Annotated in this window: 22 protein-coding genes and 1 pseudogene; 12 read left to right on the top strand and 11 right to left on the bottom strand. The window is 71.9% G+C overall.

Translation table 11 applies throughout. The features are described 5' to 3' along the window. Positions 1 to 29: 29 nt before the first annotated feature. The 3 genes from AB1460_RS20920 (at position 30) to AB1460_RS20910 (ending at position 2,603) form a co-directional block, all read left to right on the top strand. A complete protein-coding gene (locus AB1460_RS20920) occupies positions 30 to 488 on the top strand; it encodes a hypothetical protein (protein ID WP_368963465.1) in 459 nt (152 codons plus the stop codon). 391 nt (positions 489 to 879) lie between these two features. Next, positions 880 to 1,875: an aldo/keto reductase gene (locus tag AB1460_RS20915; RefSeq protein WP_368963455.1), complete on the top strand. Its 996-nt coding sequence runs from the start codon at positions 880 to 882 to the stop codon at positions 1,873 to 1,875. Between the two features lie 80 nt (positions 1,876 to 1,955). Then, entirely contained in the window at positions 1,956 to 2,603 is a 648-nt protein-coding gene (locus tag AB1460_RS20910) for a type II toxin-antitoxin system PemK/MazF family toxin (RefSeq protein ID WP_368963454.1), read from the top strand. Positions 2,604 to 2,744: 141 nt separating this feature from the next. On the opposite strand, the gene AB1460_RS20905 is transcribed toward AB1460_RS20910, so the two are convergent. The 3 genes from AB1460_RS20905 to AB1460_RS20895 form a co-directional block, all read right to left on the bottom strand. After that, positions 2,745 to 3,233, bottom strand: a complete 489-nt coding sequence (locus AB1460_RS20905) for a hypothetical protein (protein ID WP_368963453.1) — start codon at positions 3,231 to 3,233, stop codon at positions 2,745 to 2,747. Positions 3,234 to 3,239: 6 nt separating this feature from the next. Then, a complete protein-coding gene (locus AB1460_RS20900; protein WP_368963452.1) occupies positions 3,240 to 3,860 on the bottom strand; it encodes a GNAT family N-acetyltransferase in 621 nt (206 codons plus the stop codon). 98 nt (positions 3,861 to 3,958) lie between these two features. Beyond that, positions 3,959 to 4,702: a CPBP family intramembrane glutamic endopeptidase gene (locus AB1460_RS20895; RefSeq protein ID WP_368963451.1), complete on the bottom strand. Its 744-nt coding sequence runs from the start codon at positions 4,700 to 4,702 to the stop codon at positions 3,959 to 3,961. 238 nt (positions 4,703 to 4,940) lie between these two features. On the opposite strand from AB1460_RS20895, the gene AB1460_RS38370 reads away from it, so the two are divergent. Further along, positions 4,941 to 5,279 carry a response regulator transcription factor gene (locus AB1460_RS38370; RefSeq protein ID WP_420497324.1) on the top strand — a complete coding sequence of 113 codons (339 nt, stop codon included), beginning with the start codon at positions 4,941 to 4,943 and terminating at the stop codon, positions 5,277 to 5,279. Positions 5,280 to 5,308: 29 nt separating this feature from the next. Here AB1460_RS38370 and AB1460_RS20885 read toward each other — a convergent pair whose 3' ends face one another. After that, positions 5,309 to 5,542, bottom strand: coding sequence for a hypothetical protein (locus tag AB1460_RS20885; protein ID WP_368963449.1), 234 nt, complete (start codon positions 5,540 to 5,542; stop codon positions 5,309 to 5,311). Between the two features lie 429 nt (positions 5,543 to 5,971). Between AB1460_RS20885 and AB1460_RS20880 the strand changes: the two are divergent. Further along, positions 5,972 to 6,497: pseudogene (locus AB1460_RS20880) on the top strand (OsmC family protein). A 310-nt stretch (positions 6,498 to 6,807) separates the two neighbouring features. Here AB1460_RS20880 and AB1460_RS20870 read toward each other — a convergent pair. Then, positions 6,808 to 7,644 carry a hypothetical protein gene (locus tag AB1460_RS20870; protein ID WP_368963447.1) on the bottom strand — a complete coding sequence of 279 codons (837 nt, stop codon included), beginning with the start codon at positions 7,642 to 7,644 and terminating at the stop codon, positions 6,808 to 6,810. A 343-nt stretch (positions 7,645 to 7,987) separates the two neighbouring features. Here AB1460_RS20870 and AB1460_RS20865 point away from each other — a divergent pair, with 343 nt between their 5' ends. The 3 genes from AB1460_RS20865 (at position 7,988) to AB1460_RS20855 (ending at position 9,576) form a co-directional block, all read left to right on the top strand. Beyond that, complete coding sequence (locus AB1460_RS20865; protein WP_368963446.1) at positions 7,988 to 8,374, top strand: nucleotidyltransferase domain-containing protein; 387 nt, start codon at positions 7,988 to 7,990, stop codon at positions 8,372 to 8,374. Positions 8,375 to 8,377: 3 nt separating this feature from the next. Beyond that, positions 8,378 to 8,812, top strand: coding sequence for a type VII toxin-antitoxin system HepT family RNase toxin (hepT, locus tag AB1460_RS20860; RefSeq protein WP_368963445.1), 435 nt, complete (start codon positions 8,378 to 8,380; stop codon positions 8,810 to 8,812). A gap of 68 nt (positions 8,813 to 8,880) precedes the next feature. Then, a complete protein-coding gene (locus tag AB1460_RS20855) occupies positions 8,881 to 9,576 on the top strand; it encodes a Clp protease N-terminal domain-containing protein (RefSeq protein ID WP_368963443.1) in 696 nt (231 codons plus the stop codon). 102 nt (positions 9,577 to 9,678) lie between these two features. On the opposite strand, the gene AB1460_RS20850 is transcribed toward AB1460_RS20855, so the two are convergent. Both AB1460_RS20850 and AB1460_RS20845 read right to left on the bottom strand, forming a co-directional pair. Beyond that, positions 9,679 to 10,980, bottom strand: a complete 1,302-nt coding sequence (locus AB1460_RS20850; RefSeq protein WP_368963441.1) for a hypothetical protein — start codon at positions 10,978 to 10,980, stop codon at positions 9,679 to 9,681. A 108-nt stretch (positions 10,981 to 11,088) separates the two neighbouring features. Continuing rightward, a complete protein-coding gene (locus AB1460_RS20845) occupies positions 11,089 to 12,000 on the bottom strand; it encodes a TIGR03564 family F420-dependent LLM class oxidoreductase (RefSeq protein WP_368963439.1) in 912 nt (303 codons plus the stop codon). Positions 12,001 to 12,214: 214 nt separating this feature from the next. Between AB1460_RS20845 and AB1460_RS20840 the strand changes: the two genes are divergently transcribed. Next, positions 12,215 to 13,114 carry a LysR family transcriptional regulator gene (locus tag AB1460_RS20840; protein WP_368963438.1) on the top strand — a complete coding sequence of 300 codons (900 nt, stop codon included), beginning with the start codon at positions 12,215 to 12,217 and terminating at the stop codon, positions 13,112 to 13,114. Positions 13,115 to 13,227: 113 nt separating this feature from the next. Here AB1460_RS20840 and AB1460_RS20835 read toward each other — a convergent pair whose 3' ends face one another. Beyond that, on the bottom strand, positions 13,228 to 13,668 hold the full coding sequence (locus tag AB1460_RS20835; RefSeq protein WP_018638105.1) for a carboxymuconolactone decarboxylase family protein: 441 nt from the start codon (positions 13,666 to 13,668) through the stop codon (positions 13,228 to 13,230). Positions 13,669 to 13,854: 186 nt separating this feature from the next. On the opposite strand from AB1460_RS20835, the gene AB1460_RS20830 reads away from it, so the two are divergent. Then, on the top strand, positions 13,855 to 14,514 hold the full coding sequence (locus AB1460_RS20830) for a peroxiredoxin (RefSeq protein WP_071081661.1): 660 nt from the start codon (positions 13,855 to 13,857) through the stop codon (positions 14,512 to 14,514). A 103-nt stretch (positions 14,515 to 14,617) separates the two neighbouring features. Here the strand turns inward: AB1460_RS20830 and AB1460_RS20825 are convergent, their stop codons facing one another. After that, on the bottom strand, positions 14,618 to 16,612 hold the full coding sequence (locus AB1460_RS20825) for a serine/threonine-protein kinase (protein WP_368963436.1): 1,995 nt from the start codon (positions 16,610 to 16,612) through the stop codon (positions 14,618 to 14,620). Between the two features lie 264 nt (positions 16,613 to 16,876). Next, entirely contained in the window at positions 16,877 to 18,784 is a 1,908-nt protein-coding gene (locus tag AB1460_RS20820) for a protein kinase domain-containing protein (RefSeq protein ID WP_368963434.1), read from the bottom strand. Positions 18,785 to 19,175: 391 nt separating this feature from the next. Between AB1460_RS20820 and lat the strand changes: the two genes are divergently transcribed. Together lat and AB1460_RS20810 are read left to right on the top strand one after the other, a co-directional pair. Next, complete coding sequence (lat, locus tag AB1460_RS20815; protein ID WP_368963433.1) at positions 19,176 to 20,714, top strand: L-lysine 6-transaminase; 1,539 nt, start codon at positions 19,176 to 19,178, stop codon at positions 20,712 to 20,714. A gap of 5 nt (positions 20,715 to 20,719) precedes the next feature. Then, positions 20,720 to 22,339 (top strand): aldehyde dehydrogenase family protein, encoded by a 1,620-nt coding sequence (locus AB1460_RS20810; protein ID WP_368963431.1) that lies wholly within the window; start codon positions 20,720 to 20,722, stop codon positions 22,337 to 22,339. 54 nt (positions 22,340 to 22,393) lie between these two features. On the opposite strand, the gene AB1460_RS20805 is transcribed toward AB1460_RS20810, so the two are convergent. Next, positions 22,394 to 23,836: a class I SAM-dependent methyltransferase gene (locus tag AB1460_RS20805; protein ID WP_420497323.1), complete on the bottom strand. Its 1,443-nt coding sequence runs from the start codon at positions 23,834 to 23,836 to the stop codon at positions 22,394 to 22,396. Positions 23,837 to 23,953 lie beyond the last annotated feature (117 nt).

The following is a 23,953-nucleotide window of genomic DNA, read 5'->3' as shown; positions in this document are numbered from 1 at the left end:
CGACAGCCGCCGAGTCATCGACATCATGTTTGTCGGGCCCGCCGGCTCTCTACACGGGCGTTGTCAATGATCCCTCCGCCCGCGCCAGCCACCAGCTTGACGTCGTCGCCTTCGGCTTCCACGAAGACCAGGGTCAGGAACGCCTCATCGCGATCGGAGCGGTCAGGTGGGGCGAGATCATGGGCCTGGCCCACCTCGAACGGCTCAGACGTGTCCGGGACCTGCTGAGCGTCCAGGGGCGGCGGGGTGCGCCGACCGCCAGGCCTACCTGCTTCAGCGCCGCCGGTTTCAGTGCGCAGCTGGCAATGGCCGCGGCCGAGTCACCCGACATCATTCTGGTCGTCCATCACACTCCGTCACCGACGATGCAGGTGATGCTGGAGGCGGTGCTCGCCGGTGCCCGGGACGACGCGATCGAGGGTGTCGACGTCGTCGTCCGTCCCGCACTGGCCGCGACCGCGGTCGACGTGCTCGCCGCGGACGTGTGACCAGGTCCTGCTACGCACGGTCGGGCTCGCCGCGATCTGGCAGGTTCCGGAGAGATCCGTCGACGAGGTTGCGCAGGCCGAGCGAGTAGGTGTCCCGGCCAGCCAGGCTGGCCCACCGTTCCGCGAGCGCCGCACGATGCGGCAACTCGGTGGCGTCCGCCGCGCGTATGAGGTCGTCGCGCCGAGCCGGACCGCGCCGCGTTCGACCCGCTGCAGTTCCCCCTGCTCCATCTCGATGTCGAGGTTGCGTCGACGACCACGCGGAGTCGAGCGCTGACCGTCGTGACGGGCTTGACCTGAAGCGGGCTTGAAGTTGGAGACTGGGTGTCGGCACGCCGCCCGTCTCACGGCGGCGCAGGCCGATCCCTCATCGGAGAGGACTCCACCCAGTATGCAGTTCACGCAACTCGGCCGTTCCGGTCTGTCCGTCTCGCGCCTGTGCCTGGGCACGATGAACTTCGGTCCGCTGACCAACGAGACCGATTCCCATCGGATCATGGACTCGGCGCACGAGTACGGCATCAACTTCTTCGACACGGCCAACGTCTACGGCCTGCGCTCGGCCGGTGTGTCGGGCCTCGGTGAGGGCCCGGGCCACACCGAGTCGATTATCGGCCGCTGGTTCGCGCAGGGCGGCGGGCGCCGGGAGCGCACCGTGCTGGCCACCAAGGTCTACGGCGCCATGGGGGAGTGGCCCAACGAGGGCAGGCTGTCGGCACTCAACATCCGCCGTGCCCTGGACGCGAGCCTGACCCGCCTGCAGACCGAGTATGTCGACCTCTATCAGTTCCACCACGTCGACCGCGCCACCCCGTGGGACGAGATCTGGCAGGCCATCGACGTCGCCGTCACGGCTGGCAAGATCCTCTACGTCGGCAGCAGCAACTTCGCGGGCTGGCACATCGCCCAGGCGCAGGCTGCCGCGGCCCGACGTGGGACGTTCGGTCTGGTCAGCGAGCAGCCGATCTACAACCTCCTTACCCGGGAGGTCGAGCTGGAGGTGCTGCCCGCAGCCCAGCACCACGGCGTGGGCATCCTCCCGTGGTCGCCGCTGCAGAGCGGGCTGCTCGGCGGAGTGCTGCGCAAGGAGCGAGAGGGCAGGCGGCGCCTCGAAGGCCGTGCCGCGCAGGCCCTGGAGGCCAGGCGCCCCCAGATCGAGGCCTACGAGGACTTCGCCGCCGAGCTCGGCCACGAGCCCGGTGATGTCGCGCTCGCCTGGCTGCTGCGCCAGCCGGCCGTTACCGCGCCGATCGTCGGCCCGCGCATCCAGCAGCACCTCGACGACGCTGTCCGGGCGCTCGACGTCCGCCTGGATGAGAAGGCGCTTGCCCGGCTGGACGAGATCTTCCCGGGCTACCGGACGGCCCCCGAGCACTTCGCCTGGTAGCAGAGTCCGCCCGCTGCGTCAGCCGCCGCGCGCGTGTCTGCTCCTCAAGGAGCTGTGGCTGGCCCGATTACTGTGGCGGCATGGGGTTGTTGGGGGATCTGATCAAGGTCGTGTCCGACCTGGTGACGAGTGGCCGCCGCCGGGGTGAGGCACCCTCGCGGAAGGCGGGGCGGGAAGGCCGGCGGCGGTCGGCATCAACCCCGACGGCCCGTTCCTCCTCCTCTGCCTCTTCCCCCTCGGCGGCATCCGCGCGCAGTCACCCGGCCCGGGAGCGGGCGCGGTCGTCCCGCGCGAACGCGGAGTTCTCGCCGGGCGAGTTCGGGCCGGACGCCACCAGGGAGGTCGATCCGCGTCGCATCGGGCCGGTGCGGATGAGCTACTCGCCGCAGTCGGACGGGGCCCCGGATCCCGGCGAGGTCGTCTGGACGTGGGTGCCGTTCGAGGAGAACGACGGACGAGGCAAGGACCGGCCGGTGCTCGTGGTGGCTGTCGAATCCGCGGGCACCTGTCTGGCCGTGCAGCTCACCAGCAAGGACCATGGCGGCGAGGGCGACTTCGTGTCCGTCGGCGCGGGCGGGTGGGACGGCGAGCGCCGACCGTCCTGGGCCAACCTGGACCGGGTGATCCGGGTGCACGAGGGCGGGATGCGCCGAGAGGCGACGGCCCTGTCGCGCGAGCCGTTCGAGCAGGTCACGGACCGACTGCGTCAGCGCTACGGCTGGCGGTAGCGGGCGAGGCCTCGATGGGGCCCTCGGGACGAGGGACGCTCGCGCGCGGGATCTGCTCGGGAGACGGTCGCGGCCAGCCTTGTGCCCGCGTGCCTCGGGCTGGGTTCCCGGTCGACAGCGGAGGTCGGGTTCGCGCAGTGATCAGCTGACCCGCGGCTGAGGCGGTGCGGGCGCCGGAGGAGGGCCGTCAAGCCACCAGGCTGACCGTTCCTCCTCGTGCAGACCCATGAGAGTGGGATACCAGGTGCTGTTCTCGACGAAGTAACTCCTCATGGCCGGCGACGAGTTGAAGAGATCCAGAATCCACGCGCGCCAGGAGTTGAGATCTTTCTTCGAGTACTCGAGCTTCCGATCCCAGATGCATTCCATGATGTCGAGGCAGAACTCGGTGATCGCCAGCACCTGGTTGCGGTCCTGGTGTGCTGCATCCGCCGGTACTGGCTCGTTCTCATAGAAATGGGGTCGCCACTGCGGGTACTCGATGAAGACTCTGTCCACCTGGAGGGCCAGATCGGTCGTGCTGTTGTAGGTCGTGACCGTCCGATTTCGCCTGGCATCCGACACGGACAGCGCCGTCGCGCCGATGGAAAGTATCAGTGCGACGAGCGCGACAACGTTTGAGAATTCCATCCGAGGTCACTTTCCAGCTGTCGCGATGACAAGTGGGTGGTCGGGAGGGAGGTCGTAGCCTTCGACGTACAGCGCTCGAACGAGGTCGGTCAGCTCGTCGCCGGTCGGCGGATCCGGCCGCGCGGCCGGTGCCCACATCAGGAGCATCGGTTGTTCGCCGTCTCCTTGGAGAAGCGGAACCCGGAAGTCGGTGACGGGCAACCTGCGGGCGCCTCGGTTCTCGTAGAAACAGATCCGTCGTCGGCGTGTGACGGCTGCTTCCGGATCGATATCCGCCTCGTCGGGGTCCTCGACCTCGAGGACAATCGCCGCCACGCCCCGATGGCGCTGGGCGTCGGTACAGATGTGGTACCACAGCTCGCCGCCGATCCCGCCGCCGCGGTGACTCTCGTCGATCGCGAGGTATTCAAGGAAGTACGTCTGGACCGACTGGAGCACGTAGGCCGACGCAAAGCCCAGCGCAGTGCCCTCGTCAGATGCGACGTAGGCGACGCGAATACCCTCCTTGACGTCCTGCAGTATCTCCTCGAACGGCATCCGCTCGCCTGCGGGGAAGGCCTCCAGATAAATTCTCTTAACTGAACTGACCTGCGCTGGCTCGAGATCGGACAACGCCGTTACGCGCATACTCCGCATACTAGCCGGTTTGGTGGCAGCCCCGTATGGACTACGACGGAAGTCGATAGCTCGGCTTTGTCCCGATCATGTTCGGTCGCGGATGGCGATCACGCTGGGTGATGCCAGCGGTCCTCGCGTAGTTCTCGAGACCGTCGTCCGCCTCCTCGGAACGGCCGGCTCGCGCCATCAATCCCCTGCCCCGGGCCGCCATCGCGGCGGCACATCCTGTGTGACACGTAGCGTGACCAACCGAGGCGCGCGACTCTGGGTAGCTTCTGGGGCCAGATCTTCTGCCTGGTGCTGGAGGCCACGGTGGGGGTTGGTCGCCCGCGTGCCCTCTGAGCCCACGGCGACAGCGACACGACCGGAGCGGTCCGCGGGGTTGAGACCATCGCGACCGGCCAGATGCTCGCGCTGCGCTCCCACGGCCAGGCGTAGAAGACGCCGGCGGCGGTGATCGTGGCCACGACGATCGGGGCGACCAGCCACGGGCTGCCGACCGAGTCATAGCTGGTGGTCAAGGTGATCAGCGGGACGTGGAACAAGCCGTGGAGGAAGCCGGTGATGACGGCGGCACGGCGGGGCGAGGTCACCTCGCGCAGGCGGGGCAGGAGGAATCCCCGCCAGCCGATCTCCTCCCCGAGGATGACCACGGAGAACACCACGCCTCCGAAGAGCAGGTCGGGCCCGGTCCGGCCGAGATCGTGAAAGACGAGCTGCGCCAGCTGCTGTCGGTGCTGCGCGGCGACGGCCCGGGAGCCGACGGCCCGGGAGCCGACGGCCCGGGAGCCGGCGACGGGATCGGCGCGGCGGCCGGGGACAGTCCCGCGACCGCGACCGCTCCGGCGCACACGTTGGCCGACGTGGAAGCGCGCGTGGCCCGGGTCCGCGACACCGGTCCGGCCGTCCGGCTGCGCGCTGAAGGGACCGTCCGGTGCCTGTCACCAGCGGCCGAGGCGTGCAGTTTCCGGATCGTCCAGGAGGCACTGACCAACGTGCTCAAGCACGCCGCGGACGCCACCGCCGACGTCGTCATCGCCTGTCGAGGCGACGCCGTCGAGCTGACAGTGACCGAGATCCGGGTTCAGAGTGATCACGGTGGCGGTCGCCGAGGACCAGGAGCTGGTCCGGAGCGGGTTCGTCGCGTTGCTCGACTCCGCGCCGGACATCGAGGTCGCCGGTCAGCCGATCCTGTCCGACCGGTACCGGGAAACGGTCGCGCGCCTCACCGCCCGGGAACGCGAGCTGCTGGTCGAGGTCGCGCAGGGCCTGTCGAACGCGGAGATTGCCCGGAGCCTGCACATCAGCCTCGCCACCACCAAGACCCACGTCAGCCACCTGCTGACGAAACTCGATGTCCGGGACCGCGTGCAGCTGACCATCGTGGCCTATGAGTCAGGCCTGGTGCGGCCGGGCGCCGAGAGATGAGCGACAGGTTCTGCCGGCCCGATTGCTGGTCAGGGGCTGGGGAGGGGCGCGTAGGTGGCAGGCCCGGGGGTGCGGCCCTGCGGCGGGTACTCGCAGTCCGGCGCGGACGAGTCCACATCGGAGTCCTCGTTGCCGTCGGTGTTGACGATGATTGTGCAGACTCTGCCGTGAGCGTCGGTAAAGGTGACGACCTCGTTGCGGTCGTTGCTCCCGCAGGCTGTCACCACGAGACCGAGCAGGCCGAGCAGACCAGCCAAGGCCACCAGACGCGCCTGGCACCGTGTTGTCGGGGAGGGTTGGCCGGGCCCGGACTGTCGGTGCGGATTTCCGTGCGTCATACAAGCTCCATCCATGGTCAGGCCCGCGCCGCGGAGGCTCCGGAGTTTCGATCCTCCACTCGATGGATGAATCCCGGCTGTCACGGAAGTGACAGGGCGGCGGTGCGGACAGTTCTGTTACGCATCTGCTGCAGCGCGATTGCGCAGAGTTGCGCGTGTCCGTCGGAATGGTGTGGCATCAGGGCATCACTGTCTCTGGAACGGAAGGTCATGCTGATGACCGACACATCAACCGCCATCGAATCCGGGCTCGCCGGAACGCCCGCCGCGGCCGGCGCGGCACCGGGGGAGGAGACCGGCGGGCGCCACCGCACCGGGCGGGACGAGCCCACCTCGGTCGGGTCGGGCCCTGGCCTGCGGGAGTTCCTCGTCCACAAGCGGGCGGCGGTGCGCCGAACGCGAGGCCGCGGTCGCCGCGGGTACCTTCGTGGGTCCGGTGGTGCTGAAGGCGCAGTCCACCGCGGAGGGGCGCAGCGGTGTCCGGCGCATCCGGATCCGCGACCACCAGATCCTCAGTGACTCGCAGCCCGACTTCGCCGGCTACGACCTCGGGCCCAGCTCCCCGGAGCTTGTGCTCGGCGTGTTCGCCAGCTGCCTGACCCACGTCTTCGAGATCGTCGCCGCCCGGCTGGCGATACCGCTCGACGAGATCAGGGTCGAGGTCGAGGGCCGGATCGAGCCCCGGGCCGGTCAGCCCGGCTTCGAGGGGGTGCCCCGCGAACCCCACGCCATCACCTTCCAGGCGTCCGTCACCTCCCCGGCCACCACCGAGGAGATCGACGCGCTGTTCCGGACCGTCGAGGCGGAGTGCCCGCTCCTCGCACTGTTCACAAACCCGCAGACGATCAGTGGTTCGCTGGTCCACACCCCGAGCGCCTGACCGCCACCTGGTAACAACCGGCGGACGGACGACCGCGGAGCCCGCAGTCACCACTGGTCGGGAACGGCTCCCGGTGCGGCCGTTCCCGACTGTTCCCGACTGTTCCCGCGATCGGTCAGCGGGAAGGCAGGCCCAGGCGTTCCAGGGTCTCGCGTAGGCGGTGGCGGCCCGCCATCGACTCGGGGCCCCCGAGAGGCGGGCGAGGGCACGGTCGCTCCAGGCGCCGTCCAGGCCGAAGCGGGCGTTGTAGGCGGACAGTCGCTCGTCATACGCCGCGAGGTGCACGTCCGGCAGGTGCCTGGATTGGCCGTCAGCTTGGGAGCTGCGCCGCCGCGCGGAGTGGCGCGAGCGCGGGATGACTGCGCAGGCCCTGCACTCCGTGCAGGGCCCAGGTGACGTAGGCGGCGATCGCTGGGCTGTTCGCGCCGCTCAGACGCAGCGGCGGGGTATCCGGAAAGTCGATGACGAGAGACCAGTTCTCCGGCTCGGGGTAGAAGGCGCGGACCCCGGCGTAGTCGAAGGTCAGCCAACTCTGCCAGGTCTGGCAGATCAGACGCTGGTTTGTGACGACGACCTGCACGGTCTGCTGTTCGCGCCATCGTTGTGCCGCCTCGGCAAACGCCGCGTTACGGCGCGCCGTGTTTCCTATCGCTGTCAGCGCGTAGCCGGCGGCCACGAACGGCAGGCTCCCCATGAAGAAGCCGTTGACGTGCGTATAGCCGCTGTCGCCGCCGTAGTAACGGGAGTAGGTGGCTGGGAGTACGAGGTGTGCCTCCTCTCCGGGCCGCAGCACCAGGCCCCAGATGGTCACCGGAGCGGGGAACAGGCCCGCGGTCAGATGACGGAGAAGGTACGCGGCTCCGTCCCAGCCATGGCGTGCGGCATCGCGTGCACTGGCCTGGTGCGCCGCGGCGGTGGCTGCTGCCCTTGCGCGGTCTGCCCGGTGAGCCTCAACCATGGCGACGATGCCGAGGACGAGGGTGGCCATCAGCGAGACCAGAAAGACCAGGCCTGTGATGACGCCAGCCACCGTGCGGGCTGCGCCGACAGAGGCCGTCTGATCGTCATCCGGGAGAACGGCGGCATTCAGGGCACCCGAAACGACGGTGAGGGTGAGGGGCACGGCCCACAGCAGGTGTCTGCGCATGACGTCGACTCCCGGGGCAGAGGTGGTCGAAGAAGATGCTCCGTTCGAATGGTTGGACACACCGTCAGAAAGCTGATGTCCCCTGCGACCTTAGAGACTGTGGGCGCGGGCCGCGCGACGTTCTGTGTCCTTCCTGATGCGAGCGCGATGGTGCGCTCCCGCTTGGTGGCGGCGCCACAGGGGATGATCGGGAACCCCGCCGCACCCACAGCGGCGAAGCGGTCGATCTCGGCTGGCATCGTCGGCGCAGAGCTTCGGAACTGTCGGCGTCCACCCGATGGGGATCGGCGACGCGAGTGCAGGGCGAACGCCGCACAGCCGTTCGGTCTGGGAAGATCGGTGCATGGACGAGACGCCCGCGGCGGCCCAGGACGCTGTCGCCGCACTGCGTCAGGCCGGCGCTCGTTTCGCCTACCTGCACGGCAGTCGCGCCGACGGTCGGGCGCGGGCAGAGTCGGACATCGACATCGCGGCCTACTTCGGCGGGACGCGGCCCCCGCACTCCTTCGATGTACTGCTGCCAGCTGGCGTCGATCTCCTCGTCCTCGACCGTGCTCCGCTTGAGCTCGCCGGCAGGGTCGCGGCCGGTGGCCGACTGCTCTTCGAGGACGACCGGGCTGCGAGGGTGCGCTGGGAGGCGATGACCAGAAAGATCTACTTTGACGAGCTCCCGAGGATCACACGCGCGCACCGCGAGTTCGCTGCGGCCCTGCTGGCCAGGAGGACGTAGCGCGTGGTCGACGAAGCCCGGGTTCTGCGCCTCCTCCGCGCGGTCACCGATGACCTGTCCGTGCTCCGCCGCGAAGCGGATGCCGACGATGAACGTCGTGCTGACCCGATCTGGCTGCGCGGCGTCAAGTACACCTTCGTGACGGCGATCGAGGCGTGCGTCGACGTGGCGCAGCACATCTGCGCGACAGAGGGCTGGGGCCCACCAGCTGACAACGGCGACGCCGTCCGTCTTCTCGGTGCCCACGGTGTACTGGACCCGGTGCTCGCCCAGTCTCTCCGCAAGGCCGTCGGCTTCAGGAACGTCCTCGTGCACGACTACGTCGATGTCGACGACGGCATCGTCATCACTCGCCTGAAGAATCTCGGTGACCTTGCGGACTTCGTCCGCGGAATCGCGCGCCACGTGTCCGGCCCGGATACCTGGCGGTCTCGGTGAGTACCCGGACTCCTCAGGAACGGCGATCTATCGTGAGGTGAGAACCGGACGCGTCCCGAGAGGTGCTGATGTTCGAGAGGTTCACCGACAGCGCCCGGCAGACCATCTTCCTCGCGGAGGAGGAGTCCAGGGGACTCGGCCACGACCGGATCGACACGGAGCATCTTCTGCTCGGCCTGGTCCGGGAGGATACCGGGCCCGCGAGCCTCGTACTGAGTTCCTTCGGCCTCACGCTGGCCGACGCCCGGTCGGCGGTCGTGGCTGCCGTCGGCGCGAGCCGGCCCCCCTCGCGGGAACGCAACCCGTTCACGCCGCGCGCGCAGGCTGTCCTGAGGGCGTCGTTGCCTGAAAGTCAGGCGCTGCACCATGTCTACGTGGGCTCCGGGCATCTCCTGCTCGGGCTGCTGGTAGCGAATGATGGCCGCACCGCCGAGTTTCTGACCCGTCTCGGCATCAGCGCCGAGGAAGCTCGCCGCCGAGCCCTCGCAGCCATCGCCGCCGTACCGGAAGCTGCTCCGCCCGGGACGACCGCCCTGCCCCGATCCGCCCTCGATCTCGCCCTCGCCAATGCCCGAGCAGGTGAGATCGCCGCGCAACTCAGCCGGGTGAAGGCGGAGATGGACGCCGCGCATGTCGCCGGTGATGGCGCACGCGTGACCGCGATGCACGAACGCGAGAAGGCACTACTCGCGGAACGTGCCGAGCTGATGACGGAGTTTCTGGCGGACAGTCAAACCCCACCGCCATGCGCCTCGCCGGAATAACCGCGATGTGCCTGGCTGACGGCCGGATGGAGCGGTCGCGGCTGAAGGCTCTCGGTGACCTTGAGGAATTCATCCAGCTGACGCCTGCTCTACTCGTTCGCCTCAGGGTTCGTTCGGAGATTTGCGAGTGATGTGGTAGTGCAGGACGAGGAAGGGAATGCCGAACAGGGAGAACGCGTGTTCGGCGCGGAGATCGCCGCCCTGCCGGTACACGTCGAGGTCCTCGGTGAAGCCGTGGACGGTCAGCGCGGTGAGGGAACCGTCGGCCGGGTCACAATAGGCGAGGTAGTGGCCGGGGTGCTCCAGGTCGCTGCTGCTGGTCAGGGTCAGACCGCCGTCCGGGCGGGAACGCGGCAGCAGGGTGGCCGTGAAACTGGCCTGGGGGAGCGGGAAGCCGACGCTGACGTAGCCCCGGTCGCCATGGCGATAGGTGGTGTAGATGCCCACGTAGATGGGCTCGTCGGTGTCGGCGAACGAACGGATCCAGCCGCGTACCGCAACCGCGTCGGTATCGGGAAGGGTGATGGTGTCGATGCGGCTCCGGATGCCCCGCTGGGTCTCCCGCTGGTTCATCGGCACGTTCGCCTGGCCCAGCGGGCGGGCGAGGGCGCTGCGGTAGAGCAGGTAACCAGGGCGGACCCACGGGCGCCATCGCGGCACGATGTCGAGGGCGAAACGGGTGGTGTGCTCGTAGAACTCCCGGACCAGCGGGTCGGCGGTCGCCGGTTCGAAGTCCGGGCCTGCCAGGTCGTCCAGCGAGGCGACGATCCCGACGTCGGCCGCGGCGGCGGCGTAGTGGCCGCCGAGTTCCTCGGCCAGCTCGCGTACGTAGCCGGTGCCGACCCGCCGGGAACGTGCCTGGAGCGGCACGACGAAGGGCAGCTGTGTCGCCGGGACCCGTTCGGCGAGCAGACCCACCTGCGGGTCGCGGAACACCAGCGACGACGCCGTCCGGTAGGCCGCCATCGTGACGCCGGCGACGACCGCAGCCGGGACGGGGCGGCCACGAGCCGCCAGCACTGCTCCGACCGCCGCACCGAACGGAGGCCCGAGCAGCACCTTCTGCGGCCGTAGCCCCAGCAGGCCGCCGACGCCGCCGGTCGCCGCTCCCACCGCGACCGCGCCCGCGCCGGTCAGCCGCCCGGCCGCCCAGCCGGCGGGGGCGACGAGCGCCGCGCTGGTCGCGATCCGCTGCCACAGCGCGGGTATCTCACCCGGCCGCTGCCGGACACGCGCGACGGCTTCGGAGGCCGCCAGCGCAGCCGCCCCCACCAGCGCCCCCCGGCCGCTGGCCCGCCAGCCGCGGTGCGCGGCGAGCGACGCGCCTGCCGCACCACCGATGGCAGCCGCGGACAGCACGGCCGCGTCGAGGTCCGCGGCCTTCGTCTTCTCGCCTCGCGCCACGAACACCCTCCCCGAACCGGTGCGTCGAGGATGTCACGCACCGCGCGGGCTGTGCGGATCCGAACCGTCGCCCGAGCCCGAACCCGAGCCCGAGCCGTCGCCCGAGCCCTAGCCGGTGCGAGCGCTGAGCGCGGCGGCGAAGGCGATGGTGCGGTCCCGTTCCTCCGCGGTGCCGCAGGGGATGATCTGCAGCTCTGCCACGCCGGCCGCGGCGAAGCGGCTGACCTCGCGTTCGAGCGTGGTCTCGTCGCCGGCAAGGACCATGTCGGCGGGGCCGGAAACTCCTTCCCGGTCGAACGCGGCGCGGTAGCTCGGGAGGCCGACCGCCGCGCCGAACGCCTCGTGGACCCAGGTACGCAGGCCGTCGACGTCCTTCGTCAGGCCCACGCACACACCGGCGGCCACGGCGGGCACGGGCCGGCCGGCCTCCGCCGCGGCCCGCGACAGTCGCGGCAGCACGTGCTCGGTGACGGTGCGAGGGCCGGTCCAGGTGGTCAGGGTCCCGTCGGCGACCTCGCCGGTGAGCTGGAGCATTCGCGGGCCGAGCGCGGAGAGGTAGACCGGCGGCGCCGGGACGCCGGAGACAGCGATCGCGCCGGCCGCGTGCCAGGCCGGGCCGTCGTGCGCCACCTGTTCGCCGCGCAGCAGCGGCAGCAGGACGCCGAGGTACTCCCGCAGGTTCTCGACGGGTTTCGCGGGGTCGTAGCCGTACTGGCCCTGGACGATGGGCTGGGGCCCCGGTCCGAGACCGAGGACGAGGCTGTTGCCGGTGGCGGCCTGGGCCGTCAGGACCTGCGCCGCCAGCGCCAGCGGGTGCCGGGGGTAGGTCCGCACGATGGACGTCCCGACCGGGACACCGGACGGAGCGGGGCCGGCGGCGGCCAGGAGGGTCAGTGGGTCCCACCCGCCGCGTTCGCTCAGCCAGAGCGCACCGAATCCGGCTTCGGCCGCCGTGTGCAGCCGTCGTCGCACCTCGTCGACCGACTGCTGGTCGTCGTCGATCCACAGTCCTATCCGCATCCGGCCTGGCCCTCTCTCGTACCGGTTCGCATCCCGGCGTGTCAGCATCAACAGGGCCCAGTCAACGGTCGGGCCGCCCGCGGACCAAGACCCGTTCCCGATGCACAGCGATAAGGGGAACTGATCGCTGGCCTGCCCGGCCGGCCGGCTCGGCCAGGCCAGGCGCGGCGGGTGAGGACGGGTGAGGACGGGTGAGGACGGTGGAGGGCGGGGCGTGGAACTCCGGCAGCTGCGGTATTTCGTCACGGTCGCGGAGGAACTGCACTTCGGGCGGGCCGCCGACCGGTTGCACATCGCCCAGCCGGCGGTCAGCCAGCAGGTGAGCCGGCTCGAGCGGGAGGTCGGCCTGCTGCTGTTCGACCGCTCGCCGCGGCGGGTCCGGCTCACGCCGGCGGGGGAGCGGCTGCTGGTCGAGGCGCGGGCCGCGCTGGCCGCCGCCGACCGGGTGCGGGCGGTTGCGGCGAGTCTGGCCTCCGCGCCGGTCAGCGTCCTGCGGGTCGGCGCGGCGCCCGGGCTGGGCCCGCGCCTGGACCGGGGGCTGCGGGGGCTGCGGCAGACCCATCCCGACTTCGAGGTGGAGCTCGAGGTGGTCGGCATGCCGATGGCCGAGCAGCCGGCGGCGGTGTCCCGCGGCGACCTCGACATGACGCTGCTGCGACTGGCCCCGTCCGGGGAGGGTCTCCAGGTGATCGAGCTGTGGCCTGAGCCGGTGGTGGCCGTGCTGCCGGAGGCCCATCCGCTCGCCCGGTGCCCGGCGGTGCGCCTGCGTGACCTGGCCGAGCTGCCCCTGCGCCTGCCGGCGAAGGCGCACGATCCGCTCTTCCGCGTCTTCGCCCTGGACGCCTGCCGGGCGGCGGGGTTCGAACCGCGGCTCGGCAGGCCCGCCGGCACCGTCACGGACACCGTCATCGAGCTGGCGAACGGGTCCCCGGCCTGGACGATGGCGTACGCGGACGCCGTCCCGGCGCCGGTCGTGCATGACTCCGCAGTCGCCGTGGTGCCGCTGGATCCGCCGCTGATCGCCTGCGGATGCCTGGTCGTCCCGGCGACCAGGACCGCCGCCTGCGTGGCGGGCCTGCGCGCCGCGTTCGCCGCCGGCCCGCCAGGCCGCTGAGGACCGCGAGGAGGACCGCGCAGGCCGGTGCCGTCAAGATAATCAACGGTGTTGACGGCCGCCCATGACGTAATAGATCTTGAAAAAGTCCATGCGATCCGGGGCGGGAAGCGTCAGACGTCAGTGGGTGGCTGCGTGCGGGTGGTGACCGAGATGCGGTTCCAGACGTTGATCGTCGCGATGGCCACGATGAGGTTCGCGGTCTCCTCCTCGCTCCAGACCTTCGTCACCGAGTCCCACACGTCATCGGGGACTCCGTCGGGGCCGAGCCGGGTGACGGCGTCGGTCAGGGCGAGGGCGGCCCGCTCCTTCTCCGTGAAGAACGGCGATTCCTGCCAGGCCGCCACCGAGAACAGCCGGCGGCTGGACTCGCCGGCGGCGAGTGCGTCGCGGCTGTGCAGATCGACGCAGAAGGCGCATCCGTTGAGGATGGAGGCGCGCAGCTTCACCAGCTCCAGGACGGTCGGGTCGACGGCCGACCGGACGTACTTCTCCAGCCCGGCGACCGCCCGGTAGGCGCCGGGAGCGATCGTGGCCACGTCGAGACGCTGCATGAGATCTCCTCTGATCCTGCTGGGCCGTGCACTGTCGGTCACATCATCGGCCGCCGGAGGCGCCCCTGTCGTCGGCCAACCGGTTTCCTGGTTCAAGGGAATGTTCCGGGATCCGTGTACTCGTAAAGTCTTCCGTGACCCAGGCAGAGCCCGGCGCTGTGCGCCGGACCGTTGACGGAGACAGTGATGACTCTGACGATCGGCGACACCGCTCCCGACTTCGTGGCGCAGACCACCGAGGGCAAAATCAACTTCCATGAGTGGATCGGTGACTCGTGGGCGGTGCTCTTCTCGCACCCCAAGAACTTCACCCCGATCTGCACGACCGAGCTCGGCTATGTCGCGTCGATCAAGCCGGAGTTCGACCGCCGGGGCGTGAAGATCATCGGGTTGTCGGTGGACCCGGTGGAGCTGCACGAGGGCTGGGCCAAGGACATCGAGGAGACGCAGGGCACGGCGCCGAACTACCCGCTGATCGGTGACTCCGACTTCGCTGTCTCCAAGGCCTACGGCATGCTCGGCAGGGACGTCAGCGGCGACCCGGCGGACCGTACGGCCGCGGACAACCAGACCGTCCGCAACGTGTTCGTGATCGGGCCGGACAAGAAGATCAAGCTGATCCTCGTCTACCCGATGACGACCGGCCGCAACTTCGACGAGGTGCTGCGCGTGATCGACTCGCTGCAGCTCACCGCGAAGCACAAGGTCGCGACGCCGGTGAACTGGAAGCAGGGCGAGAAGGTCGTGATCGCCGGCTCGGTGAACAACGAGCAGGCCAAGGAGATCTTCGGCAGCTGGGAGGAGCCGAAGCCCTACCTGCGTATCGTCCCGCAGCCGAGCGCCTGACCCGGGCGTGGGCCGGCCCGGGGTCAGTTGCCCCCGGCCGGCCCACGGCGCAGGCCGCGACGGGGTGTCACGGGCGACGGGCCCGGCAGTTGACGGGCGCGGTTCAGCAGGGCTCCGCGGTGGGCGTGGCGACGAACGACTCCGTCCGGCTGCCGGCTGCGCACGGCGTACCGGTCGGGGAGCCGCTCGGTGCCGTCGGGGCGGGCGCGTCCGGGCTGGGTGACGCGCTGGCGGTGGGGGAGACCGGTGCGGTCGGCCCTGGCCCCGCGTCCCCGGTCGGCCCGACTCCCGTGTGCGGAGCAGGCCGGTCGGTGGCGGTCGCGCTCCCTGCCCGGGGGCCGGGGCGGCCGGTGTAGGCCATCGTCGGTACGGCCGTGACGGTCGGCTGGGACGTCCGCACCGGCGGGGTCGTGGTGGTGACGCCCGACGGCGACGGGTCGGGCGCCGGGGTTCCCGGGCTGCCTTCCGCCCGCTGCCCGTCGGCGGCGGTGAGCAGGACAACCATGCTGACGACAAGCCCGATCGCGACGACGGCGGCGACCATGGCGGCCCGGTCACGCCGCCTCGTGGTGGCCAGCATCGCCAGCCAGGCCCGCGGGTCGGGCGGCCAGGTACTCCACACCGGCTGGCCGCTGCCGGTGGCGGCGCGGTCACCGCCGCCGGCACGGTCACCGGTACTGGCGCGGTTGCCACTGCCGTTGCTGCCGTTGCTGCTGCCGGCATCGGAGCCCGGGCCGGACCCGCCGTGCCGGGGCCTGATCGACGGGGCGGTGATCTCACTGCGCGAGCCGGCGAGGCCGGACAACCGCGGAACCGGAATGGTGCCGAGGGATGAATCCCCGCCCGGCGGCTCCTCCCAGAGGCCGGAATCCGCCCGGGAGGCCAGCGGCTGCGTGGGCCGGTCGATGGCGGGAAGCCTGCCGCCTGGCCCGCCCGCCTCGTTCCTGTCCGGTCCGGTCCCCTCGGGGCCGACCCGGTCCGCGGCCGCGCCGGCGCCGCGTGCCGCGAGGCCGGCCGCGCTGCTGGGTGCTGCCGTCCCGGCCGCTCCACCGGGTCGCGCGAAGGCCTCAGAACCAGCGGGACCGGCAGAACCAGCGGGACCGGCAGACCCAGCGGGACCGGCAACACGTGCGGAGTCGGTGGGGTTGGCGGGGCGTGCCGACGCGGCGGCCGCGGCCGCCAGTGCCTGGTCGCGTCCGGCGGGCGCGTTCGGGTCCCACTTGTCCCACTGCCAGGGGGTGAGCGCGTTCGCGGCCGCGCGGGCGGGGTCCGGGACACCACGGCCACCGGGTCGATCGGTCACCAGAGCGCGGACCAGCTCGGTCGCGGTCGGGCGGTCCTCGGGCCGGCGGGAGAGGGTGGCCAGCACCGCATCCAGCAGGTTCGCGGGCACGCCGTCGAGGTCGGGCTGCTCGTCGCGGTGCAGCACGGTCAGGACGTCCGCGGGATCGCCGGTGCCGAACGGCGGGTGCCCGGTGGCGGCGTAGGTGACGCAGGCGCCCCAGGCGAAGACGTCGGCCGCCGGGGTGGCCCGCTCCCCGCGGAGCTGCTCGGGAGCCATCCAGGCAGGGGTGCCGACGAGGATGCCGGTGTGGGTGTGCGTCAGGGTGCCGGTGGCCCGGGCGATGCCGAAGTCGATCACCTTGGGGCCGTCCCACGCGAGCAGGATGTTGGACGGCTTGAGGTCGCGGTGGACGACACCGACGGCGTGGATGGCGATCAGCGCGTCGGCCAGCCCGACGCCGAAGCCGTGCAGGAGGCGCTGCTCCAGCGGCCCGTGCCGGATGACGGCGTCGGCCAGGCTGGTGCCCTCGACGTACTCGACGGCCATCCACGGGGGGGCGGCGTCCGGGTCGGCGTCGACGACCGCGGCGACGGCGCGGCCGCGGACCCGGCGGGCGGCCTCGACCTCGCGCCGGAACCGGGCGCGGAACTCGGGGTCACCGGCGAGGCTGTCGGCGGGGACCTTCACCGCGGCCGCCCGGCCCTCGGCGGTGAAGCCGAGGTAGACCGAGCCCATCCCGCCCGCGCCGATCCGGTTGTGGATCTCGAACGGGCCGATGCGCCGAGGATCCCCCGCCGCCAGCGGTGTCAGCACCGTGCCCCCTCGTGACCGGCCCGCGCGGGCTCCAGTGTCGTTCCTGCCCCGGGCGCCGCCGGAGCGGCTCCCGTGATGTCACGACCGTGGCGCTTGCGCCCACTCCGGTCGGGCTTCTCACCATCCCAACATTGACGCCCGAATACCGGTAGGCCCATCCGGGTGGCTTCGTTGTGCCGCTCACACTTGTTTGGCCTGAAGGTGGGTCTGTTCTCCGGCGCGATGGTGTGCTTCCCGCCGGCCGCCTGCGCCGGCGTCCCCGTGTCAGCGATGGTTGGCCACCGTGGGGTCCTCGGTCGGGATCGTGTCGAGGGCGACGAAGTTGGCCCCGTTCCAGCGGAACCGCACCGTGACCTCACCGGTGGGAGTCGTCCCGCCGGCGTCGTAGGTCCGGTAGGTCACCGTCGCGTCGACGGGCCCCGAGTGGTCGACGGCGATGCTCGTGCTCGGCGCCCGGGTGTCGGTGCCCTGGTAGGCGCCGTCGGCGAACACGAAGGCCAGCTCCTGATGACGCCCGCCCTCCTCGCGGCTGCCGCGGACGAGGCTGAGCATCCGCTGCGGGTCGTAGGTGCCCATGTCCGGGGTGTAGCCCTCGCGTCGGATGATCTGCGCGGCGTCGTTCGCGGTCAGCACCTGCGCCGGCGCGGTGGTCGAGCCCGTGCCGCCGGACTGCTGGCCGGACGTCGACGTGACCGGCGCGGACGATGTGGGCGACGAACCCGAGGAGGGATCGGTGCCGGGCGCGCCGGGTGTCCCGGGGCCGGCCGTGCTGACGGGTGGGGCCGTGGACGGTGTGCCCTCCGGGGAGGGTGCCGCGGTCCGCGGGCCGGTGCCGGGGTCCTGCCCGGCATTGAGCAGGACGGCGGCCGTCACCCCGCCGGCGACCAGCAGCAGGCCGAGGACGACCGCTACCGCGACGGGCACCGTGCCGTGGCGCCGACCGCCTCCGGGCCGGCCTGACCGGTCGGGAGGACCGGGGTTGCGGTATCCGCCCGGGGGCGGCCCGGGCTGCCGGTAGCCAGAACTCGGGTAGCCAGAGTTCGGGTAGCCGGGGCTCTGGTACCCCGGACCGTGCTGGCCGGGACCGTGCTGGCCGGGACCGTGCTGGCCTCGGTAGGGCTGTCCGGCGGACGGCGGTGGGTGCTCCGGCAGGGTCCGGTGGACCTGCCCCGGGGCCGGGCGGCCGGGCGCCGGGGCCCGGGACGCCGCCGGCGGCTGGGGCGGCCACGAGCTGGCCGGTACCTGCCCGGGCCGGGCCGTCGGTGTGCCCGGCCGCCGGGCGGGCCCGCCGCCGGGCGGGGTGCCTGGCAGGTTCCACCACTCGCGCATCACCTGGCCGGTGGCGGCGGGGTCGGCGGGCGCACCTGGTGGACGTCCGAGCAGATGCGCGAGGAGCTCGGTGGCGGTGGGCCGCTCGGCCGGCTCCTTGCGCAGCGCGGCGCGCACCTGCGATGTCAGGGACGGCGGGAGACGCTCCAGATCGGGCTCGCCGGTGAGGATCTGTAATGCGACGACCTGCGCCGTGTCTCCGTGGAAGGCGGGCCGGCCGGCCGCCGCGAACGCGACGCACGCACCCCAGGCGAAGATGTCGGCGGCCGGCCCGGCCCGCTCGCCGCGCAGCTGCTCGGGTGCCATCCAGGCCAGGGTCCCGATGAGGCTGCCGGCCTGTGTCTGGGTGGGGCTGTGGTCGTCGCGGGCCACTCCGAAGTCGATGACCCGGGGTCCGTCGAAGGCGAGCAGGACGTTGGCCGGCTTGAGATCGCGGTGCACCACGCCGGCGGCGTGGATCGCGACCAGCGCGTCGGCGAGCCCGACGGCGACGGCGGTGACGAGGTGCTCGTCGAACGGGCCGCGGGTCTGCACCGCCTCGGAGAGGCTGCGGCCCTCCACGTACTCGGTGGCCATCCACGGCTGCGGCCCGGTGGGGTCGGCGTCGAGGACGGCGGCGACGGAGGCGCTGCGGACGCGGCCGGCGGCCGCCACCTCCTGGCGGAAACGGGCCCGGAACTCCGGGGTGTCCACCAGTGTCGCGGAGGGGACCTTGACCGCGGCAGCCTGGCCGTCGTCGGTGAAACCGAGGTAGACGACGCCCATCCCGCCCGCGCCGATGCGGTTGGTGAGCTGGTAGGGCCCGATCCGCTGGGGATCGTCCCGGGTGAGCGGCGTCAGCACCGCGTCCTCGACACCTCGTCTCCTGTCGCCGGTTCCGTGGTCTTTTCGTGTCTTCGTGGTGGATGGCTTCTGCTGGTGTCCGTCTGTTGCCTCCCCCGAGGAGAACCCGGGATAACGGGGGTTCTTGTCGCGTTTGCTGCGTTTCCCCCCAGTCGATGTTCTCAGAAGGATCTCCCGCGGGCGCAGGCGCCGTCGGTGAGGCCGCCCAGCAGGCCGGAACATGGGGGCCTCGCAGGTCGGCCCGCGTGCGGTTCGCCGGTCGGCGTGCAGGTCGCGGCGCCGGCCGGCCGCGGGAGATCGGATTCGCGGTTCTGCCTGGCAACCGCGACGCTGGCATCCTGGCGCCGGCCCCCCACCGGGAGGGCTGCGCCCGCAGGGGAGGAGGCACGCCGTGGCTGTCGGAGAGGTCCAGGTGGGCACCTCGGCCCACGCCCAGGGTCACCTGGCGCCCACCGAGGTGATCCCCACGTTGTCCCGTCACGTCCTGACCGACGGGTACGACATCGTCTGCGACCTGGAGGCCAGCTCCGGCAGCACGATCGTCGACGCCCGCACCGGAGCGCGTTACCTCGACCTGTACAGCTTCTTCGCCTCCGCGCCGCTCGGGGTCAACCCGCCCGCGCTCGTCGGTGATCCGGCCTTCCTCGCCGAGCTCGCCCGGATCGCCGTCAACAAGCCCGCGAACCCGGACATGGCCTCCGCTCCGTACGCGGAGTTCGTCGCCGCCTTCACCCGCGTGCTGGGCGACCCGGAACTGCCCCACCTGTTCTTCGTCGAGGGCGGCTCGGCGGCCGTCGAGAACGCGCTGAAGTGCGCCTTCGACTGGAAGAGCCGGCACAACGAGGCCCACGGACGGTCCGCCGAGCTCGGCCGGCTGGTGCTGCACCTGCGATCGGCCTTCCACGGCCGCGGCGGCTACACGCTGTCGGTCACCAACACCGACCCGGCCAAGACCGCCCGGTTCCCGGCCTTTGCCTGGCCGCGCATCGACTGCCCGGCGGTCACCTTCCCGTGCACCGGTGCGGCGCTCGACGCGGTGGTGGCCGCCGAGCGGCGCGCACTCGCCCAGGCCGAGGAGGCCTTCGCCCGCCACCCGCACGACATCGCCTGCTTCCTCGCCGAGCCGATCCAGGGCGAGGGCGGCGACAACCACCTGCGCGGCGAGTTCCTGCGCGCGATGGCCGCCCTGTGCGAGCGCCACGACGCACTGCTGGTCGTGGACGAGGTGCAGACCGGCGTCGGCCTGACCGGCACCGCCTGGGCCCACACCCAGCTCGGGCTGCGCCCCGACATCGTCGCGTTCGGCAAGAAGGTCCAGCTCGGTGGGGTGATGGCCGGGCGCCGGGTGGACGAGGTCCCCGACAACGTGTTCCGGGTGCCCGGCCGGATCAGCTCCACCTGGGGCGGCGGCCTGGTCGACATGGTCCGCTCCCGGCGGATGCTGGAGATCATGGAGTCGGAGCGGTTGTTCGACCGGGCCGCGGCGCTGGGGACCGATCTGCTCGCCGCGCTGCGGGACGTCGTCGATCGCCATCCCGGTCTGGTGGGGAACGCTCGCGGCCGCGGGCTGATGTGCGCCGTCGACGTGGCGGACGGCGCCCGCCGCGACGAGGCGGTCCGGCGGCTCCGGGAGCACGAGCGGGTCCTGCTGCTGCCCGCCGGGGAGCGGGCGCTGCGCTTCCGCCCCGCGCTCACCATCAGCGCCGAGGAGCTTGCCGCCGGTGTCGGCGCCCTCGACCGCGTCCTGGCCGGTCTGGGCCGCGCCCGGACCGCCCCGGCGACCCCGGCTGCACCGACCACTCCGGCCGCGCCCGTCGGACCCGCCGCGCCCGCGGCCAGGCCTGCCACACCCGTCGGACCCGTCACACCCGTCACACCCGTCAGACCCGCCGCAGCCGTCGACGCGGGCTCATCAACGCAGGAGACGTGACTGCCATGACTCTCGTTCAGCCCCGCCGGGTGGCCGCGGTGATCGGTGGACGCCAGCACGACCTGTACGCGGCCGCCGGGCCCGCGGGCATCGCGCCGGACGAGGCCCGGGTGATCACCTCGACGAACCCGGCTCACCTCGGCGAGGTCGTCGCCGAGGTCGTCCTGGACGGTGCGGAGGCGATCGTCGCAGCGGCGGCCGCGGCCCGCGCTGCCCAGCGGGAGTGGGCGGATGTCCCGCCGCCGGTGCGCGGGGAGGTGATCGGCGCGTTCGGGCGCCTCGTCGAGGACAACGCCGAGGCGCTGGCCCGGCTCGTCACCAGGGAGGTCGGCAAGCCGCTGGCCGAGGCCCGCGGCGAGGTCCAGGAGATCGTCGACACCTGCACGCTGTTCCGGGCCGAGGGCCGGCGTCCGCAGGGGCAGACGGTCCCCTCCGAGATGCCCGACCGGGAGCTGTTCACCTATCGCGAGCCGCTCGGCGTGGTCATGGTGATCACTGCCGGGAACTTCCCGGTGGCGGTGCCGTCCTGGTATCTCGTCCCGGCGTTGCTGACGGGCAACGCGGTGGTGTGGAAGCCGGCCGAGTACGCGGCGGCGTGCGCCGCCGCCCTGGTGGACCTGCTGACGGCGGCCGGCGTCCCGGCTGGAGTCGCGAACCTGGTGCTCGCCGACGGCGCCGCCACCTCCGTCGGCCTCGAGCGCGCGCTGGACGCCGGGCTGGTCGACAAGGTCGGCTTCACCGGGTCGACGCCCGTCGGCCGGTTCGTCGGCGCGCTCTGCGGCCGTCACCTGCAGACGCCGTGCCTGGAGCTCGGCGGCAAGAACCCGATGGTCCTCGCGCCCGACGCCGATCTGGACGCCGCCGCGAACGCCGCGCTGTTCGCCGGCTTCGGCACCGCCGGCCAGCGCTGCACCTCGTTGGGCACGGTGATCGCGCACGAGTCGGTGCATGACGCGTTCCGTCGCCGGCTCACGGCGGCGCTGGAACGCGCGGTGATCGGCGACCCGATGCGGGACGTCCTGTACGGGCCGCTGCTCGATGCGCGGTTCGCGGCCGGCTTCGAGGAGCACCTGGCCAGCATCCGGGACCACCACGAGCCGTTCGGCTCGACCGCGCTCGGCCGCATCGGCCCGGCGAGCCCGCGCCGCGGTTTCGCCGGCGACCCGGAGGCGGGCCTTTATTACCACCCGGTGGTCGTCGACGGCGTCCGTCCGGAGGACGACCTGTTCACGGAGGAGACCTTCGGGCCGATCGTCGGGCTGACGTCCTACCGGAACCTGGAGGAGGCGGTCGAGCTCGCCAACCGCCCCGGCTACGGCCTGTCGTCGTCGATCTTCACCGGCGACCCGGTGACGGTCCGGCGGTTCCGGCGCGGGATCCGGGCCGGCATGGTCAGCGTGAACACCTCGACCTCCGGCGCCGAGGCGCACCTGCCGTTCGGCGGGAACGGGCGGTCGGGTAACGGCGCCCGCCAGTCCGGCCAGTGGGTGCTCGACCAGATGACCCGCTGGCAGTCCCTGACCTGGGAACTGTCCGGGCGCCTCCAGAAGGCCCAGATGGACGTCTCCGTCCCCGCCGCCGACCTCTCCTTCCGCCTGCCCATGCCGGCCGGGCCCCAGCAGTGACGGGCTCCGGCCGTACGGGTCCGGCGACAGATGATCTCAGTAGGACGGACGGTTTCAGTAGGAAGGACGGAGCGGCTGGTGGGAGGTGCCGGCGTCGGGGCGGACGCCGAGGACCTGGTGGATCTGGGACAGGCCGGCTTCGAAGCTGAGCGCCGAGCCGGCCATGTACAGCCGCCAGACCCGGGCCCGGCCGGGGCCGACCAGGGCGACCGCTTCGTCCCAGCGTTTCTCCAGGTTGCCGACCCAGGCCCGCAGGGTGAGTGCGTAGTGCTCGCGCAGGTTCTCGACGTGGCGCACCTCGAACCCGCCGCCCTGCATCAGGGTGACCAGGGCGCCGATCTCGTGCAGCTCGCCGTCGGGGAAGACGTAGCGGTGCAGGAAGTCCGCGTCCTTCGGCAGCGGGATCGGGCCGATCCGGGGATGGCTGCGGGCGGCACTCGCCGGGTCGCCGGGGAAGGAGATGCCGTGGTTGAGCAGGCGACCGCCCGGGCGGAGCAGATCGAACAGACTGCGAAAGTAGACCGGCAGCTTCGCCCGCCCGACGTGCTCGACCATACCGACCGAGCTGATCGCGTCGAAGGGGCCGTCCGTGATCTGACGGTAGTCCTGGAGGCGGATCTCGATCCGGTCCTCCAGCCCGGCCTCGGCCACCCGGCGGCGGGCCTCGATGGCCTGCTCCGCCGAGATCGTGATTCCGACTCCGGTCACCCCGTGGTGGCGGGCCGCGTGCAGGAGCATGCTGCCCCAGCCACAGCCGACGTCCAGCAGCCGTTCGTCGGGCCGCAGGCCGAGTTTGCGGCAGATCAGTTCGTGCTTGGCCTCCTGCGCGGCCGCCAGGCCGGTCGAGGGGGACTCCCAGACCGCGCATGAGTAGGTCATGGCCGGCCCGAGAACCAGCCGGTAGAAGTCGTTCGAGACGTCGTAGTGGTGGGAGATCGCGTCGGCGTCGCGGGACCGGCTGTGTGCCCGGCCGCGCAGGCGGGCCTCCTCCGGTGGCGGCTGCGGCGGTCGTGGGCCGAACTGCCGGGCCAGCACCAGCGCCGCCCGCAGCACCGCCGCCGACGGCCGCAACCGAGCGATCTGCGCCCGCAGGGCGAGGGCCTCGAAGATGTCGCCGTCGATCTCCAGGTCACCGGCGACGAAGGCGCGCGCGAAGCCCAGCTCACCGGGGTGGGCCAGCGCCCGGCGCAGCGCGTGCGGGTTGCGGACCAGCACGCGGGTGCCCGTCCGCGGGCCGAGCGCGTAGCCGTCCCACAGCTCGACGCGGACTGCTGGCGACGATCCGAACACGTCCAGCAGCAGCTCGTGGGACGTCTTCTCGACTGCGGGCGGCCAGTCGAACCCGGCGGGCCGGGTCTCGTGCGGTGCCCACTGCCGCGCAGCTGCCGACCCTCCCGGCCCGGGTGGCGCGGGGGACCGGCTCACGGGTGCGGCCGGGAGCGCTCCTCCCTGCGCCGGTGTGGTGGCTTGCGACTTGACGGGGTGATCGACCGTCACAGCGTCCTCCGGGTCCTTCCGGGCACCGAGGACCGTGGCCACCACGGGGAGTGCCAGCACGCCCGTACGGCGACCGCACGGCACGGGCGACACGGCGACGTCGCGGAGGAGTACCGG

Origin of the sequence: Parafrankia sp. FMc2, from assembly GCF_041008525.1 — a bacterium.
Classification (GTDB): Bacteria; Actinomycetota; Actinomycetes; order Frankiales; family Frankiaceae; genus Parafrankia.
This window is presented reverse-complemented; position numbering and strand designations above follow the sequence as displayed.